Below are 13251 nucleotides of genomic sequence, written 5' to 3' on the forward strand. Positions count from 1 at the left end.
GCCCCGGCCCCGCCCCACACCGCGCCTCCTACCGGGTCCGGGGTTTTTTTCTTCTCGCAGACGGGCCGACGTTCCGGGTGGGCGATACTGGGTTCGAACCAGTGACCTCTTCGGTGTGAACGAAGCGCTCTCCCACTGAGCTAATCGCCCGGACGCAGGGAGAACATTACCCCATGTCAGCGGGTGGCCGTGACCACGGCCGGCCCGCCCCCGCGCCTCCGCGGCGGCTCACTGGTCCTTGATCTTCCAGGGCATCTCGACGCCGAACTTCCACAGGTAGACACCCGTCAGAACGGCGATGATCACGAGGCCGATCGCGGTCAGGGTGATGTTGCGGCGGCGGACCTTCGGGTCGAGCGCGCGCTGGGCCGCCTCGGTGACCTTGCGCTTGGTCCAGCGGAGCACCAGCTGCGCCCAGACGAACTCGGTCGCCCAGATCGCCATGCCGCCGAAGATCACCACCCAGCCGGGACCGGGCAGCGGCAGCATGACGATGCCGGCGGCCACCACGGCGAGGCCGATCACGAAGACCCCGACCTGCCAGCTCAGGTGGAGCATGCGGCGTGCCTTGACGAATTCGGGCGCCCTGGAGCCGAGACCCTGGGCCTCCTGCTCCTCCGCCGCACCGCCCGGCTTCGACCTCTCCGCCGCCATGACTGCCTCGCCCGACTCGTCACTCCCCGTGTTCATACAGCCTGACCCTACCCGAGAGAATCCGGTCACCGGAATGGTGGTACCGGGCGAACGCACTGTCGGCCGGAAGAGTTACGTAAAGGCACGCAAAACACTCAGAGGGGTTTACAACGGCACCGTAGGTGGCATGTCGATTTCGCCGACGTGCGAATCCCCGAGCGCACACTGAGCGAAAGGCCCTGGCGCTTATGAACACCACGGTCAGCTGCGAGCTGCACCTGCGCCTCGTTGTGTCGAGCGAGTCCTCCCTGCCTGTCCCCGCAGGCCTGCGGTACGACACGGCCGACCCCTACGCCGTGCACGCCACCTTCCACACCGGTGCCGAGGAAACCGTCGAGTGGGTGTTCGCCCGCGACCTGCTCGCCGAGGGCCTGCACCGGCCCACGGGCACCGGCGACGTCCGTGTCTGGCCGTCGCGCAGTCACGGTCAGGGCGTCGTCTGCATCGCCCTGAGCTCTCCTGAGGGCGAAGCACTGCTAGAGGCCCCTGCGCGGGCCCTGGAGTCCTTCCTGAAGCGGACGGACGCCGCCGTGCCCCCTGGCACGGAACACCGGCACTTCGATCTCGATCAGGAGCTCTCGCACATCCTGGCGGAGAGCTAGGGCGAGGCTCACACCGAGCTGCCCGGCGCCGTCCACTCGGGGAGACGGCTCGGGCCAGGACAACCGAATAGGGCATGCGCCGACGCCGTGCCACGGGCCTCCCGTGGGGCGGCGTCGGCGTGCGTGCGGCACGTGCGGGCGGGACTCCCCCGGCCTCCCGGTGTCGGACGCCCGGGGATCCGGTCCACGAGTGGCCGTTGCCCGACCGCCCGGTGCGGCTACCATCGGCCAGCATCGGCGGGCGCTCGCCCGACCCCCAGGCCAGGGAGCGAAATGTGCTGATCACCCACGACACCCGGTGTGCGCTCGATGCCGTGGTGGAACTGGTGAACACCGCACCGGAGGAGGACGCGGCTCCGGACGCGCTGCCGGATGTCTCCGCTCTCGCGGATTTCGTACGAAAGCACGAGATCAGTGACGTCGGCGTGCTGTCCGAGTTCGACCTGTCCGCGGTGCGCAAGATCCGTGGGCGGTTCGCCGGGATCTTCGCGGCGTCGGACCCGCGGGCCGCCGCCGCACTGATCAACGAGCTGGTCGCCGCCGCGGGCACCACGCCACGCCTCACGGATCACGACGGCTACGACTGGCATGTGCACTACTTCGCGCCCGGTGCCTCCGTCGCCGACCATCTGGCGGCCGACTGCGGCATGGCACTGGCGTTCTTCGTGGTGGCCGGGGAGCAGGAGCGGCTTCGCCGCTGCGAGGCCCCGGACTGCCGACGTGCCTTCGTCGACCTGTCCCGCAACCGGTCCCGCCGGTACTGCGACAGCCGTACCTGCGGCAACCGTCTGCACGTGGCCGCCTACCGGGCGCGCCGCAAGGAGGCGGCGGGCTGAGGCCGGCCCCGCCGCGAGGGGTCCCTCGGGTCCCTCGCTGAGTTCCACGCGGGCCTCGAGGTCTTCGACGTCTCCTGGCGTCCCTCGGTGCCCCCTCGGCGCCCTCGGCGCTCCCTTGGTGCCTCGTGACGTCCGTCGATGCCGACGCGGCCCCGGCGGGTGACGCCGGGGACCGCGGGTACGGCTCAGAGCAGCAGCAGATCATGCAGCGAAGCCATGAGCAGCAGACACCCGATCACCGCTAGAAAGATCATCAGCGGTGGCTGGGAAAGGGCGAAAAGGCACCCGCGCGGCTCGTCCTGCTTCGGCGCGGCGTCGCTCTGTGTCGTGTCCAGCATCTCGCGGGCGATGATGACGCAGGTGACGCCCCTCGCGCGATCACGCGCCCGGATTGAGCGGGAGTGCACCGGATTCCATGACGTCGCTGTCGGGCCGTGATCACTTCCGCGCACGGTCGGTCTGACTGTGTCGTTTCAATCGCCGGGCCACCCCACGGGCACGGGTGATCGGCCCTGGTTCAGATGCCGTGCTTCTTCAGGATGGCCTCGATGTCGCTGAAGTCCTCGGAGCCACCGGTCGCGCGGGGTGCGGCCGCGGGACGGGACGCCGGACGGGAGGCCTGGCCCAGGGAGGGCGCTGAGGCGGCGGGGGCCACCGCCTCGGCCTGCGCGGCGCGGGCCGCCGCTCTGCGCTCCTTGCGGGTGCCGCCGCGGCGGCGCTCCACGACACGGGTGGTCGCGAACAGGGCCCAGGCCGCGCCGAGCACGGCGAAGCCCGCCCAGGCCGTCGGGCTGAAGGCGGTGTCGGCGATCCATTCGACGACGCCGGTCATCACCAGGCCCAGCGGCACCAGGGCGTAGGCGGCGATGCGGGCGGCCGCCAGGAAGCGCTTGCGATAGGCGGTGACCACCGCGATGCCCAGGCCGGCCACGGCGGCGGCGGAACAGACGGTCTCGGCAATCATCCGGTCCTCCAGGCGTGGGTTCACTCGGGCAGAGGTCGTGTCGACTCGGCACCGCGGCCGGCCGGCCCGCGCCTCGTCCCTTCCATCCTGCACCTGTGCACCGCTCTCGGGCCATGCTCCGGCCGGACATCAGGGACATCTCCGGGTCGGCTCCTCCGCAGGTGCCGGCCCGGGTCGTTCCCGCGGTCCCGGCCGAGAGCTCCGGGTCCGGGCGGCCGGCGGTCCGGATTGGGGCGGCCGGGGTCGGGGCTGGAAGACTGGTGTCATGAACGACTCGTCCCCGACCTCCGCCTCCGCGCCCGGCACGGCGGCCGCCCGTCCCGCCGTCGTCCTCGACATCTGGTGCGAGCTCCAGTGCCCGGACTGCCGCGGCGCCCTCGACGACCTGCGCGCCCTGCGCGAGCGGTACGGCGACCGGCTGGAGCTGCGGCTGCGGCACTTCCCGCTGGAGAAGCACAAGCACGCCTTCGCCGCCGCGCAGGCCGCCGAGGAGGCCCTGGAGCAGGGCCGGGGATGGCCGTACATCGAGGCCGTGCTGGGCCGGGTCGAGGAGCTGACCCGGGCGGGAGAACCCTTCCTGGTCGAGGTTGCCGGTGAACTCGGGCTCGACGCCGAGGAGTTCGACACCGCCCTGATCGACGGACGGCACATCCTGATCGTGGACGCCGACCAGGCCGAGGGCAAGGCGATCGGCGTCACCGGCACCCCGACGTACGTCATCGGCGGCGAACGGCTCGACGGCGGCAAGAGCCAGGAGGGGCTGCGCGAGCGCATCGAGGAGATCGCCGACCGGCTGCTGGCCGAGCAGGCGTGAGACGGGTTCCGCGCGGGCCGGTTCAGAGCAGGTTCTTGTACATCGAGTAACCCACGGGCAGATAGCCGAGCGACTCGTAGAGCCGCTCGGCCGGGGTGTTGCCGGCGAAGACGTTGAGGCCGAGAACGCGCTTGCCCGCCTCGATCGACCGGGCCTCGGCCAGCAGCATCAGGGAACGCCCGTGGCCTCGGCCGCGGAAGGCCTCGTCGGTCTCGACGTCGTACACGAACGCCTTGTCGCCGATGAAGGCCACCCAGAGCGTGCCGACCCGTTCACCCTCCTGCTCCAGGACGCTGAACAGCATGTTCTCCGTCGCCCGGCCCTGTGGCAGCAGCAGTTCGTGGTCCCGCCGCGACCTGGCCCACGCCTCGTCCTCGGGCACTCCGCGATCCGCCAAGTCCTGGGCGTAGGACGCGACACCGTGTTCGAGCCAGGGCAGGTACTCGGCCTCCGTCATGGGCCTGCCCCGGCTGCCCTCGGGCAGCCGGGGAGCGATGGCGCCCAGAGGCTTCTCCATGCCGCGATTGCGGTGGACGTAGCCGAGTGCCGTCGCCAGCCGCAGTGCGGTTTCCGCGTCGGCGGGCACCCGGAGCTCGATCCGCTTGCATCCCCAGCCGCGGGCCACTTCCTCGGCGGCCAGCGCGGCCACCGTGCCCCGGCCGCGCCCGCGGTCCGGTTCCTCGATGCTCAGGTCGGCGATCCGGGCGACCTCGGCGCCGAAGACCGCGGAGGTCGAGAGGTGGACCGCTCCGACGGGACGGCTGTTCACACAGACCTGATAGTGGCGCGAGAGCGCCCCGTCGGCGGTGCGCTGAAGCGGCTCGGTCGGCCGCAGGGTCGTGGTCATCAGGGGCTTTTCTACCCACCGCGGCGAGCGGCGTCAGCCTGTTTTCCCGGGCTCTTCCGGTCCCGGGCCGGGACTTTACGGGTCGAGGTCGTCGGCGGCGCGCTCGGCGAAGACCCGCATCGCCTTGGCGGTCACCGGGCCCGGCGTGCCCGGCAGTTCGCGCTCGTCGACGCGGTGAACGGCCTGGACGTCGCGCAGGGTGGAGGTGAGGAAGACCTCGTCGGCCCGTGCCAGCACGTCCAGCGGCAGGTCGGTCTCCTTGGCGCCGGTCCACTCGACGGTCAGCTCGCGGGTGATGCCCGCGAGGCAGCCGGAGGCGAGCGGCGGGGTGTGGATCTCGCCGTCCAGGACGACGAACACGTTGGACCCGGTGCCCTCGCAGAGCTGCCCGACCGTGTTGGCGAACAGGGCCTCGGTGGCACCGCTTTGGTGGGCGCGGGCCAGGGCGACGACGTTCTCGGCGTACGAGGTCGTCTTCAGGCCGGTGAGCGCGCCGCGTTCGTTGCGGGTCCAGGGGACCGTGACGACGGTCGTGGAGTCGGCGCGCCGGGTGGTCTCCCCGAGGGCGACGACGAGGGTGGGGCCGTGTTCGCCGCGGTCGGAGCCGAGGGGGCCCTGGCCGCCGGTGTAGGTGATCCGCAGCCGGCCGAGCGGCATCGGGTTGGCCTCGATGACGGCGGCGCAGGCGCGGCGGACCTCGTCGTGGTCGGGATCCGGCAGGCCGAGACCGCGCGCGGAGCGGGTCAGCCGGTCGAGATGGCGGGTCAGCGCGAACGTCACGCCGTCCACCGCCTTCACCGTCTCGAAGATGCCGTCGCCCACGGTCAGTCCGTGGTCGAAGACGGAGACACGGGCGGACTCGGTGTCCTGCAGCCCGCCGTCGAGCCAGATCTTCACGTCAGTCCCTCTCCCTTGGCCTCGTACGTTCCCGACGCTATCGCGAGCAGTCGGGAGGCCTTCAGCTCGGTCTCCTCCCACTCGGCCTCGGGGTCCGAGCCCCAGGTGATGCCCGCGCCGGTGCCGAAGCGCAGCACGGCCGGGCCCCCGCAGGCGCGGTCGATCCAGAAGGTGCGGATGCCGACGGCCAGCTCGCCGGTCCCCCGGTCGGCGTCGACCCAGCCGATGCCGCCGCAGTACGGGCCGCGCGGCGCCGTCTCCAGCGCCTCGATGATCCGCAGGGCGCTGGACTTGGGGGCGCCGGTGACCGAGCCGGGCGGGAAGGCGGCGTCGATCAGCTCGGGCCAGCCTGCGCCGTCGCGCAGTTCGCCGCGGACCATGGACACGAGGTGGACCAGACCCGGGTGCTTCTCGACGGCGCACAGGTCGGGGACGGTCACGCTGCCGGTGGCGCAGACCTGACCGAGGTCGTTGCGGACGAGGTCCACGATCATCACGTTCTCGGCGTAGTCCTTCTCCAGGAGATCCGCCTCGGTGCGTCCGGTGCCCTTGATGGGCCCGGACTCGACGACCCGGCCGTCGCGGCGCAGGAAGAGTTCGGGTGACGCGGTGGCCGTCTCTATGCCGTGCGCCGGGAGACGAATCGTTCCTGCGTACGGCGCCGGGTTGCCCCGGGCCAGCAGGGCGGTCAGCGCGTCCACGTCGGCGTCGGACCCGACCGGCGCGGACAGGACCCGGCAGAGATTGGCCTGGTACACCTGACCGGCCGCGATGTGCTCCCGGACGCGGCGCACCCCCGCCGTGTACGCGGCGCGGTCGAGCGAGGACGTCCAGTCACCGGCCGAGGGTCCGCGCCACGCCCCGGGCACGGGAGCCGGCACGGGCTCCTCGCGCACCTCGGCGAAGCGCGCGCAGACCGGACGGCCCTCGAAGTCGGCGCAGACGGCCCAGAAACCGGCGCCGTCGAGGGCCGCCACATCGCTGGTCACGTCGAGGAGGCCGGTGGCGACTCGGGTGCCGAAACGGGCGAGAGGAGGGAGGTCGAGCACGTGGTCGAGTGTATGGCGGGTCACTCGAGAGGTGGTCCGGGCAGGTCCCGCACGACCCGGCCGGGGGCCCTGACCAGGTCCGCGAGCAGACACAGGGCAGCACGCTGCACAAACGCGTTTTTGTACTGGCCCGGGAATCCGCTAGAGTTCAACACGTCGCCGGGACGCGAGAGCCGACCGAACCGACAGGCGGACGTAGCTCAGTTGGTAGAGCGCAACCTTGCCAAGGTTGAGGTCGCGAGTTCGAGCCTCGTCGTCCGCTCGAAGGAACAAGGGGTCCTCCGGGTCCCCTGCACTCCTGGTGGAGTGGCCGAGAGGCGAGGCAACGGCCTGCAAAGCCGTCTACACGGGTTCAAATCCCGTCTCCACCTCCAAGGACGATTAGCTCAGCGGGAGAGCGCTTCCCTGACACGGAAGAGGTCACTGGTTCAATCCCAGTATCGTCCACTGGATCTGTTCGAAGATCCGAACCCGCGCGATTAGCTCAGCGGGAGAGCGCTTCCCTGACACGGAAGAGGTCACTGGTTCAATCCCAGTATCGCGCACGCAGTGCACACGGCCTTCGCGTCGTGATCCCGAGGACGATTAGCTCAGCGGGAGAGCGCTTCCCTGACACGGAAGAGGTCACTGGTTCAATCCCAGTATCGTCCACGCACCGAGAGCCCCCGGCCGCCTTCGCGGTCGGGGGCTTCTTGTCTGCTCCGGTTCAGCTGGAGAACAGCATGTGGCCGAAGCCCTTCTGACGGTGGTGACCGCCGTAGTGGCCGCCACCGTGGTGACCGCCGCCGTGCTGGGCTCCCCACGCGGGAGCGGCCGGGGCGGCGGGGTAGGCCTGCGGGGCGCCCGGGGGCGGCGGAGCCGGCTGGGACCACTGGGACTCGACGCGGGTGAGCGCCTCCAGCTCGCCGTAGTCGAGGAAGATCCCGCGGCAGTTGCTGCACTGTTCGATCTGGACGCCGTTGCGGTTGTACGTGTGCATCTGAGCGTGACACTTCGGGCACTGCATGGTTCGGCTCAACTCCTCGCCGGTCGGTGCTGTTTCGCGTACCGCCAGGACAGACACTGTCCGGCTGCGGTCGGTTGCACCCTACTTCGCGCGGCTCGCCGTCAACTGCGGGGGGACGGAACCCATTCGGGCACAGGCGTCGACCAGGCACTGCTCGACCTCGTCCAACGCCCGTCCCTGCGCGACCGACTTGGTGACGGATCGTGCCGCGCTCTGCACGGTGAGTGCGCGAGCCGGGACGTCGAGGGCGATCCAGGGGTCCCCGTCCCCGGGGACGGCGGGGCCGCCCTCGGCACGGTAGGCGGCCAGGAAGCGGGCCCACTCCTCGGGCGGGAGCAGCCCGCAGGCGTACCAGGCGGCCGGACGGGCGAGATCCCAGGCGGGGACACCGACGCCGAGGTCGTCGACGTCGATCAGGCGCCAGGGCCCGTCGGGTGCGGGGTGGCGGACGAGCTGGCCGAGGTGGAGGTCGCCGTGGCAGAGGGTGGTGGTGTCCGGCATGGGGGCCTCGGCGCGGGCCCAGGCGGGAAGCGCGCGCCAGGCGCTCAGGACGGGAGCGACGGCGGGGTGCGGTCCGGCCGCGCGCAGGCGGACCACGGCGTGGGCGGCCTTGGCGGGACCGCGCATCTCCGGGAGCGCGGTCGGAGCCGGGGTGCGGTGCAGACGGGCGAGCAGGGCGCCCGCGGCCTCCCAGGGGGCCAGGTCGGGATCGTCCGGATCCACCGGAGTGCCGTACGGCCAGAAGGTCACGAGCCGGCCGTGGAGGGCGGCCGGAGCCGGTGCGAGCGGCGGCAGGAGGATGTCCGGGATGCGGGCCGCCAGGGCGAGGCGCGGGGTGAGTCCGGCCGGGTCGGTGTCGGGTGCGTGCGCCTTCGCGACGGTGTCGGCATGCCGGACGACGGTGGCGTCGGGACGGTCGGCGAGGGTGGCCGCGCCGCAGGGGCAGGCCGGTGTGGCCTCGTGCGCCTTGGCTCCCGCCCGGCGGGCGAGCTCGGTGAGCAGGGGGTGCGCGGTCACGGGGCTCCCTGGGCGGCGGCGTGCGGGTCTTCCCGCGAGGGTACGCAGGCGAGGTCACCGCGGTCGCGGCGCCGTCGCCGTCGCGGACGGCCGGCAGGGGCGTCGCGGGCCGCCGGGAAAAGCAATGCAGGCGCAGCTCCCCAGCTGCGCCTGCATTTTTTGCCGTCCGCCGCACCCCCGTCCCCACGGGGTTTCATGGGTGGATGTCCCCGCCCGAACCGCTCTTCCGGGCCTGGGGTCGCCGCTCAGCGCCCCAGCATCACTCCCACGGACGACGCCTGTGTGGCCACTGTCTCCCAGCCGTCGAAGACGACGAGGAGCAGGACCGCCAGGGGAAGGGCCATCAGTGTCGCCACCAAGGGGTGGCGGCGGCCCGTGCGACGAGGACGCGTACCGCGTCCCTGTGTGCGGATCATCGTCCGCGGTGCCGTAAGGGCCATGGTCCCTCTCCTGACCTGATCAGTTGTGGTCGGCAGCGGCGGGTGTCTGACCTCGGGGGACGAGTGCTGCACCCGCCGCTTGACCTCAAATCTAGGCGCGGGGCGGCCGGCGGGCGTCATGCCCTCGTACCGATTGCCGGGCCTCCCGGAGGATGAGCCATGACCTGCGGAGTACTCCCCTGGGTGGAGAGACGGTCCTGAGTCTCGGGGTCTTCCCGGAGGGGCTCTCCGGTCCCGGCCGGATTCCCGTACCGCCTCAGGACCCGAGGCCGGACGCCCGGCCGTGACTTCGCTCACTTCGGGCGCCCCCTGCCGGGCCGCCGTCACCCCTCGCGGGCCCGCCCGGCGGGCCGTCACCCCCCGGGCCCGCCTCCCGTCGCCGGCGTCGGCGCCGGCCCGCACACGGCCACCCGCCTCGGGTTCAATCCACCTTGCCCGACAGGCGGTTGGGTTCGCCGGGCCGCCAAAGCCCGCCTGTTCGCAGGGGTGCTGACCACCCTTCACATCCCCCACCCGGCACTGACAATCGATCGGTACGAGAGGGCGCGGCCTCTGCGCGCGAACGGCCGTGGAAACGTAAGCTGTGCCACGTCACACGGACCGGGCAGCGGGGATGAACATGGCGATGATGCGCCTGAGGCGCGAGGACCCGCGCGTCGTCGGCTCGTTCAGGCTTCACAGACGGCTCGGCGCGGGCGGGATGGGCGTCGTCTATCTGGGGTCCGACAAGAAGGGGCAGCGGGTCGCGCTGAAGGTGATCCGGCCCGATCTGGCGGAGGACCAGGAGTTCCGGTCGCGGTTCGCGCGCGAGGTCTCGGCCGCTCGGCGGATCCGGGGCGGATGCACGGCGCGGCTGGTCGCGGCGGACCTGGACGCCGACCGGCCGTGGTTCGCCACCCAGTACGTGCCCGGGCCCTCCCTCCACGACAAGGTCAACGACGAGGGGCCGCTCGGGGCCGCGGAACTGGCCTCGATCGGAGCCGCGCTGTCGGAGGGGCTCGTCGCCGTCCACGAGGCCGGGGTCGTGCACCGGGATCTGAAGCCCTCCAACATCCTGCTCTCCCCCAAGGGCCCGCGGATCATCGACTTCGGCATCGCCTGGGCGACGGGCGCCTCCACGCTGACGCATGTCGGTACGGCGGTCGGCTCCCCCGGCTTCCTCGCGCCGGAGCAGGTGCGCGGGGCCCTGGTAACCCCGGCCACCGACGTGTTCTCGCTCGGCGCCACGCTCGCCTACGCCTCGACGGCCGATTCGCCCTTCGGGCACGGCAGTTCCGAGGTGATGCTGTACCGCGTGGTGCACGAGGAGCCGCATCTGCACGGCGTACCTGACGCGCTGGCCCCGCTGGTGCGGGCCTGTCTGGCGAAGGACCCGGAGGAGCGGCCCAGCACCCTCGATCTCTCGCTGCGCCTGAAGGAGATCGCGACCCGGGAGGCCCAGGGTCTGGCGGACGCGCGTCCTCCGGCGCCTCGGGCGGCCGAGGCGGATCGGCCCACGGGGCGGCTCTCCGAAACCGGTTACCCGGAGCGCACCCTGCGCCACCAGGCCGGGCCCGGCACTCCACCGCCGCGGAACGGGGCGCCGCCCTCGCGCGGTGCGGTTCCTTCGCGGGGCGCAGCGCCGGCTCGTGGGGGCAACGCCGCACGGGGTGCCGGTGCCTCGTCGTCGCGGTCGGGGGCCCGGCCGGCTCCCTCGCGCAACACCCGCCCCGGCAGCGGCAACCGTCCGGCGTCCCGCGGCGGGGCCCGGCGTCCGGGGCCTAGGACCACGGGTACCGGGCGGCGGCCCGCCAATCCGCGGCTGCTGCGCCAACGGCTGTTCGTGTTCGTCGTGGTGACCGTGCTGGTCGCGCTCGGCATCGCGGTCGTCCAGGGCTGCCAGGGTCCGGCGCGCGGGCTCGGCGGCGGCGACGGCGTCGTGCGGCAGGAACAGCAGCAGCAGCTCCGGCCTCAGCCGGGCGGCCCGCTCGGCGACTGACCCGGGTCGAGTCCGCGGGCTGCCGGGGAAGCGGGCGGGGCCGTGTCAGACGTCGAGCGGGATGACGCCGAGGGGCTCGGTGGTGGGCTGCGGTGAGCCGCCGGCCGGTTCGACGGTGATCCCCACGGCGACGGCGTCGGCGGGCGATCCCTTCAGGACGTGGGAGCCGTTCGGCGCGCTGCCGGTCACCAGGCCCGCCGAGCGGACGTCTCCCGCCTCGGCCGCGTACCAGAGCTCGTAGACCTTGCCGCCGGTCAGGGCGGGAAGACCGTATGCGGCGAAGACGGCCCGCGCCTGGTCGAGGGAGACCACGACGGCGGCGGTGGTCCCGCCGGTCAGGCTTCCGGTGTGGACGGTGGCGTCGGGTGCGGTGAGGACCTCGGTGATCGCGGCGCCCGCGGTGCGGGCCTGCTGCTCGGCCCGGACCGCCCGGGTGCGCGCGTCGTCCGCCTCGACGTGCTGCCGGACGGCGATTCCGCCGAGCACGGCGGCCGCCGCGATGCTCGCCGCGAGCGCGAGGCGCAGCACCCGCCGGCCGGGGGCCCGTGGGCGGTGCGGGACTCGGTCCTGGCGGGTGTGGGCGACGGCCTGCAGCGTGCGGGCGCGTGCCTGCGCGGTCACCGGGACGCTCCGCACCGAGGCGCCGAGCAGGGCGGTGGTCTCCAGGAGGCCGACGGCCTCCCGGTGGCACTGTTCACAACCGGCGAGATGGTTCTCGAACGCGGTTTCCTCGGCGGGCGGCAGGGCGTACAGCGCGTACGCGCCGATGGCCAGGTGGCGGTCCTCCTCAGGTGTCATGAGTCCGCCTCCAGACAGGCGCGCAGTCGCCGCAGCCCCGCGCGCATTCGGGACTTCACCGTTCCTTCGGGGGTGGCGAGGGCGTCGGCGACCTCGAGATAGGTCAGGCCCTGGTAGTAGGCGAGCATCAGCGGGACTCGCTCCTGGCGGGCGAGCGCGGTGAGGCAGCGGTGGAGCCGCCGCTGTTCGTCGTGGTCCTGGACGATCTCGGCCACTTCGTCGAAGGGGCGCTCCGGCGCGAGGATGCCCGTGCGCTGTTCGCGTTCCGCGCCGGCCTGCGCGGAACGTACCCGGTCCACCGCCCGGCGGTGGGCCACGGTGAGCACCCAGGCTTTCGGCGTTCCCCGCTCGGGGCTGTAGCGGTCCGCGGTGCGCCAGACCTCGATCATGACCTCCTGGGTCACCTCCTCCGCCTGAGCGACGTCCCGCAGGATCCGGCAGGCCAGTCCCATGACACTGCCGGACAGCGCGTCGTAGACGCCGGTGAACGCGTCCTGGTCGCCACCCGCCACCCGGGCCAGCAGGTCCTCCACTCGGGCGTCCGGATCGAAGCTGTGCGGCAAAGTCCTGCTCCCCTCGTGCCTCGTGCCTCGTGCTGGGTTCGGACGGCCCGCCCGCGGCGTGTGCGGAGGGAGGGGACCTGCGCCGGGAAGCTCCTCACCGCTCCGGGGACGGGCCGCTCGGGGATCTCAGGTCGAGCAGGACGTGGACGGTCTTGCCGCCGAGGGCGGGGACCAGCCTGATCTGTCCGCCCAGCCCGCGGATGACCCCCATGCCGAAGCCGCCGCGCTCGTCGCCGTCCGAACGGCGGCGGAGCTCGGGGAGCTCCTCGCTGTGGTCGGCGACGGCGATGTCCAGCCGGCCGTCGCGCACCGTCAGCGTCAGCACGCAGGGACCACAGGTGTGGCGGACCGCGTTGGTCACCAGTTCGGAGACGACGAGGACCGCGTCCGGCACGCGGTCGACCGGGTCGGTCGCCTCCAGCCATCTCTCACTGACCTGACGGGCGAGGGACGGGGCCCGCCTGGAGTGCGGCAGGGCGACGGCACAACACGCCGTCGTGGGCGGTGACGTCGGCGGTGACGTGGTCATGGTCATGAGAGCTCCCCTGGAACGACTCGTCGGGGACGGCTTTGGTTCGCAGGGGATTCGTAGCCGCACAGCACGCGGATGCCGCCGTGTTGTACACGAAAGCCCCAGGTTCTCACCCGCCCGGGCGAGCCCGGGGTCCGCGGATCCGCGGATCCGCAGATCCGCGTGGACGGTCTCGGTCTTTATGCTGCCGCTACATTTTTCCGCTTTGTCGTCAT

Annotated in this window: 16 protein-coding genes and 6 tRNA genes; 9 read left to right on the forward strand and 13 right to left on the reverse strand. The window is 72.3% G+C overall.

The genetic code is table 11. From position 1 onward, the window contains the following. Window positions 1-78 precede the first annotated feature (78 nt). Together ABT070_RS19990 and ABT070_RS19995 are read right to left on the reverse strand one after the other, a co-directional pair. Window positions 79-150: transfer RNA gene (locus ABT070_RS19990), tRNA-Val, on the reverse strand. Between the two features lie 78 nt (window positions 151-228). Next, on the reverse strand, window positions 229-690 hold the full coding sequence (locus ABT070_RS19995; RefSeq protein WP_351762228.1) for a TIGR02611 family protein: 462 nt from the start codon (window positions 688-690) through the stop codon (window positions 229-231). 191 nt (window positions 691-881) lie between these two features. Here ABT070_RS19995 and ABT070_RS20000 point away from each other — a divergent pair, with 191 nt between their 5' ends. Beyond that, entirely contained in the window at window positions 882-1295 is a 414-nt protein-coding gene (locus tag ABT070_RS20000; RefSeq protein ID WP_004002642.1) for an SsgA family sporulation/cell division regulator, read from the forward strand. Window positions 1296-1570: 275 nt separating this feature from the next. Beyond that, window positions 1571-2131 (forward strand): CGNR zinc finger domain-containing protein, encoded by a 561-nt coding sequence (locus tag ABT070_RS20005; protein ID WP_351762231.1) that lies wholly within the window; start codon window positions 1571-1573, stop codon window positions 2129-2131. Between the two features lie 185 nt (window positions 2132-2316). On the opposite strand, the gene ABT070_RS20010 is transcribed toward ABT070_RS20005, so the two are convergent. Next, window positions 2317-2469 (reverse strand): hypothetical protein, encoded by a 153-nt coding sequence (locus ABT070_RS20010; RefSeq protein WP_199825075.1) that lies wholly within the window; start codon window positions 2467-2469, stop codon window positions 2317-2319. A gap of 179 nt (window positions 2470-2648) precedes the next feature. Then, complete coding sequence (locus tag ABT070_RS20015; RefSeq protein WP_351762233.1) at window positions 2649-3095, reverse strand: hypothetical protein; 447 nt, start codon at window positions 3093-3095, stop codon at window positions 2649-2651. A gap of 265 nt (window positions 3096-3360) precedes the next feature. On the opposite strand from ABT070_RS20015, the gene ABT070_RS20020 reads away from it, so the two are divergent. After that, window positions 3361-3909: a DsbA family protein gene (locus ABT070_RS20020; protein ID WP_351762235.1), complete on the forward strand. Its 549-nt coding sequence runs from the start codon at window positions 3361-3363 to the stop codon at window positions 3907-3909. 22 nt (window positions 3910-3931) lie between these two features. Here the strand turns inward: ABT070_RS20020 and ABT070_RS20025 are convergent, their stop codons facing one another. The 3 genes from ABT070_RS20025 to ABT070_RS20035 form a co-directional block, all read right to left on the reverse strand. Next, window positions 3932-4756 carry a GNAT family N-acetyltransferase gene (locus ABT070_RS20025; protein ID WP_351762236.1) on the reverse strand — a complete coding sequence of 275 codons (825 nt, stop codon included), beginning with the start codon at window positions 4754-4756 and terminating at the stop codon, window positions 3932-3934. Between the two features lie 75 nt (window positions 4757-4831). Beyond that, complete coding sequence (locus tag ABT070_RS20030; protein ID WP_351762239.1) at window positions 4832-5653, reverse strand: aminotransferase class IV; 822 nt, start codon at window positions 5651-5653, stop codon at window positions 4832-4834. Further along, entirely contained in the window at window positions 5650-6702 is a 1053-nt protein-coding gene (locus ABT070_RS20035; protein WP_351762242.1) for a chorismate-binding protein, read from the reverse strand. The genes ABT070_RS20030 and ABT070_RS20035 overlap by 4 nt, the downstream gene beginning before the upstream one ends. Before the next feature lie 189 nt (window positions 6703-6891). On the opposite strand from ABT070_RS20035, the gene ABT070_RS20040 reads away from it, so the two are divergent. The 5 genes from ABT070_RS20040 to ABT070_RS20060 all read left to right on the forward strand — a co-directional run bounded on the left by ABT070_RS20040 (window position 6892) and on the right by ABT070_RS20060 (window position 7353). After that, window positions 6892-6964 (forward strand) — tRNA-Gly (locus ABT070_RS20040). A 38-nt stretch (window positions 6965-7002) separates the two neighbouring features. Then, window positions 7003-7076 (forward strand) — tRNA-Cys (locus tag ABT070_RS20045). Between the two features lies 1 nt (window position 7077). Next, window positions 7078-7149, forward strand: a tRNA-Val gene (locus ABT070_RS20050). A gap of 26 nt (window positions 7150-7175) precedes the next feature. Next, window positions 7176-7247, forward strand: a tRNA-Val gene (locus tag ABT070_RS20055). Between the two features lie 34 nt (window positions 7248-7281). After that, window positions 7282-7353: transfer RNA gene (locus ABT070_RS20060), tRNA-Val, on the forward strand. Between the two features lie 55 nt (window positions 7354-7408). Here ABT070_RS20060 and ABT070_RS20065 read toward each other — a convergent pair. The 3 genes from ABT070_RS20065 to ABT070_RS20075 all read right to left on the reverse strand — a co-directional run bounded on the left by ABT070_RS20065 (window position 7409) and on the right by ABT070_RS20075 (window position 9165). Then, on the reverse strand, window positions 7409-7708 hold the full coding sequence (locus ABT070_RS20065; RefSeq protein WP_351762245.1) for a TFIIB-type zinc ribbon-containing protein: 300 nt from the start codon (window positions 7706-7708) through the stop codon (window positions 7409-7411). A gap of 81 nt (window positions 7709-7789) precedes the next feature. Continuing rightward, window positions 7790-8725 carry a phosphotransferase enzyme family protein gene (locus ABT070_RS20070; RefSeq protein WP_351762247.1) on the reverse strand — a complete coding sequence of 312 codons (936 nt, stop codon included), beginning with the start codon at window positions 8723-8725 and terminating at the stop codon, window positions 7790-7792. Between the two features lie 245 nt (window positions 8726-8970). Beyond that, window positions 8971-9165: a hypothetical protein gene (locus tag ABT070_RS20075; RefSeq protein WP_351762250.1), complete on the reverse strand. Its 195-nt coding sequence runs from the start codon at window positions 9163-9165 to the stop codon at window positions 8971-8973. 613 nt (window positions 9166-9778) lie between these two features. On the opposite strand from ABT070_RS20075, the gene ABT070_RS20080 reads away from it, so the two are divergent. Further along, the gene (locus ABT070_RS20080; RefSeq protein ID WP_351762862.1) at window positions 9779-11143 is read left to right on the forward strand and encodes a serine/threonine-protein kinase; all 1365 of its coding nucleotides are present in this window, start codon (window positions 9779-9781) and stop codon (window positions 11141-11143) included. A gap of 45 nt (window positions 11144-11188) precedes the next feature. Here ABT070_RS20080 and ABT070_RS20085 read toward each other — a convergent pair whose 3' ends face one another. The 3 genes from ABT070_RS20085 to ABT070_RS20095 form a co-directional block, all read right to left on the reverse strand. Continuing rightward, window positions 11189-11941 carry an anti-sigma factor gene (locus ABT070_RS20085; protein WP_351762253.1) on the reverse strand — a complete coding sequence of 251 codons (753 nt, stop codon included), beginning with the start codon at window positions 11939-11941 and terminating at the stop codon, window positions 11189-11191. Beyond that, the gene (gene sigK / locus ABT070_RS20090) at window positions 11938-12504 is read right to left on the reverse strand and encodes an ECF RNA polymerase sigma factor SigK (protein WP_351762255.1); all 567 of its coding nucleotides are present in this window, start codon (window positions 12502-12504) and stop codon (window positions 11938-11940) included. The genes ABT070_RS20085 and sigK overlap by 4 nt, the downstream gene beginning before the upstream one ends. Before the next feature lie 94 nt (window positions 12505-12598). Next, window positions 12599-13039 carry an ATP-binding protein gene (locus ABT070_RS20095; protein WP_351762258.1) on the reverse strand — a complete coding sequence of 147 codons (441 nt, stop codon included), beginning with the start codon at window positions 13037-13039 and terminating at the stop codon, window positions 12599-12601. Window positions 13040-13251: the final 212 nt, after the last annotated feature.

It is taken from the genome of Streptomyces sp. NPDC002884 (assembly GCF_040295245.1).
Lineage (GTDB): Bacteria > Actinomycetota > Actinomycetes > Streptomycetales > Streptomycetaceae > Streptomyces.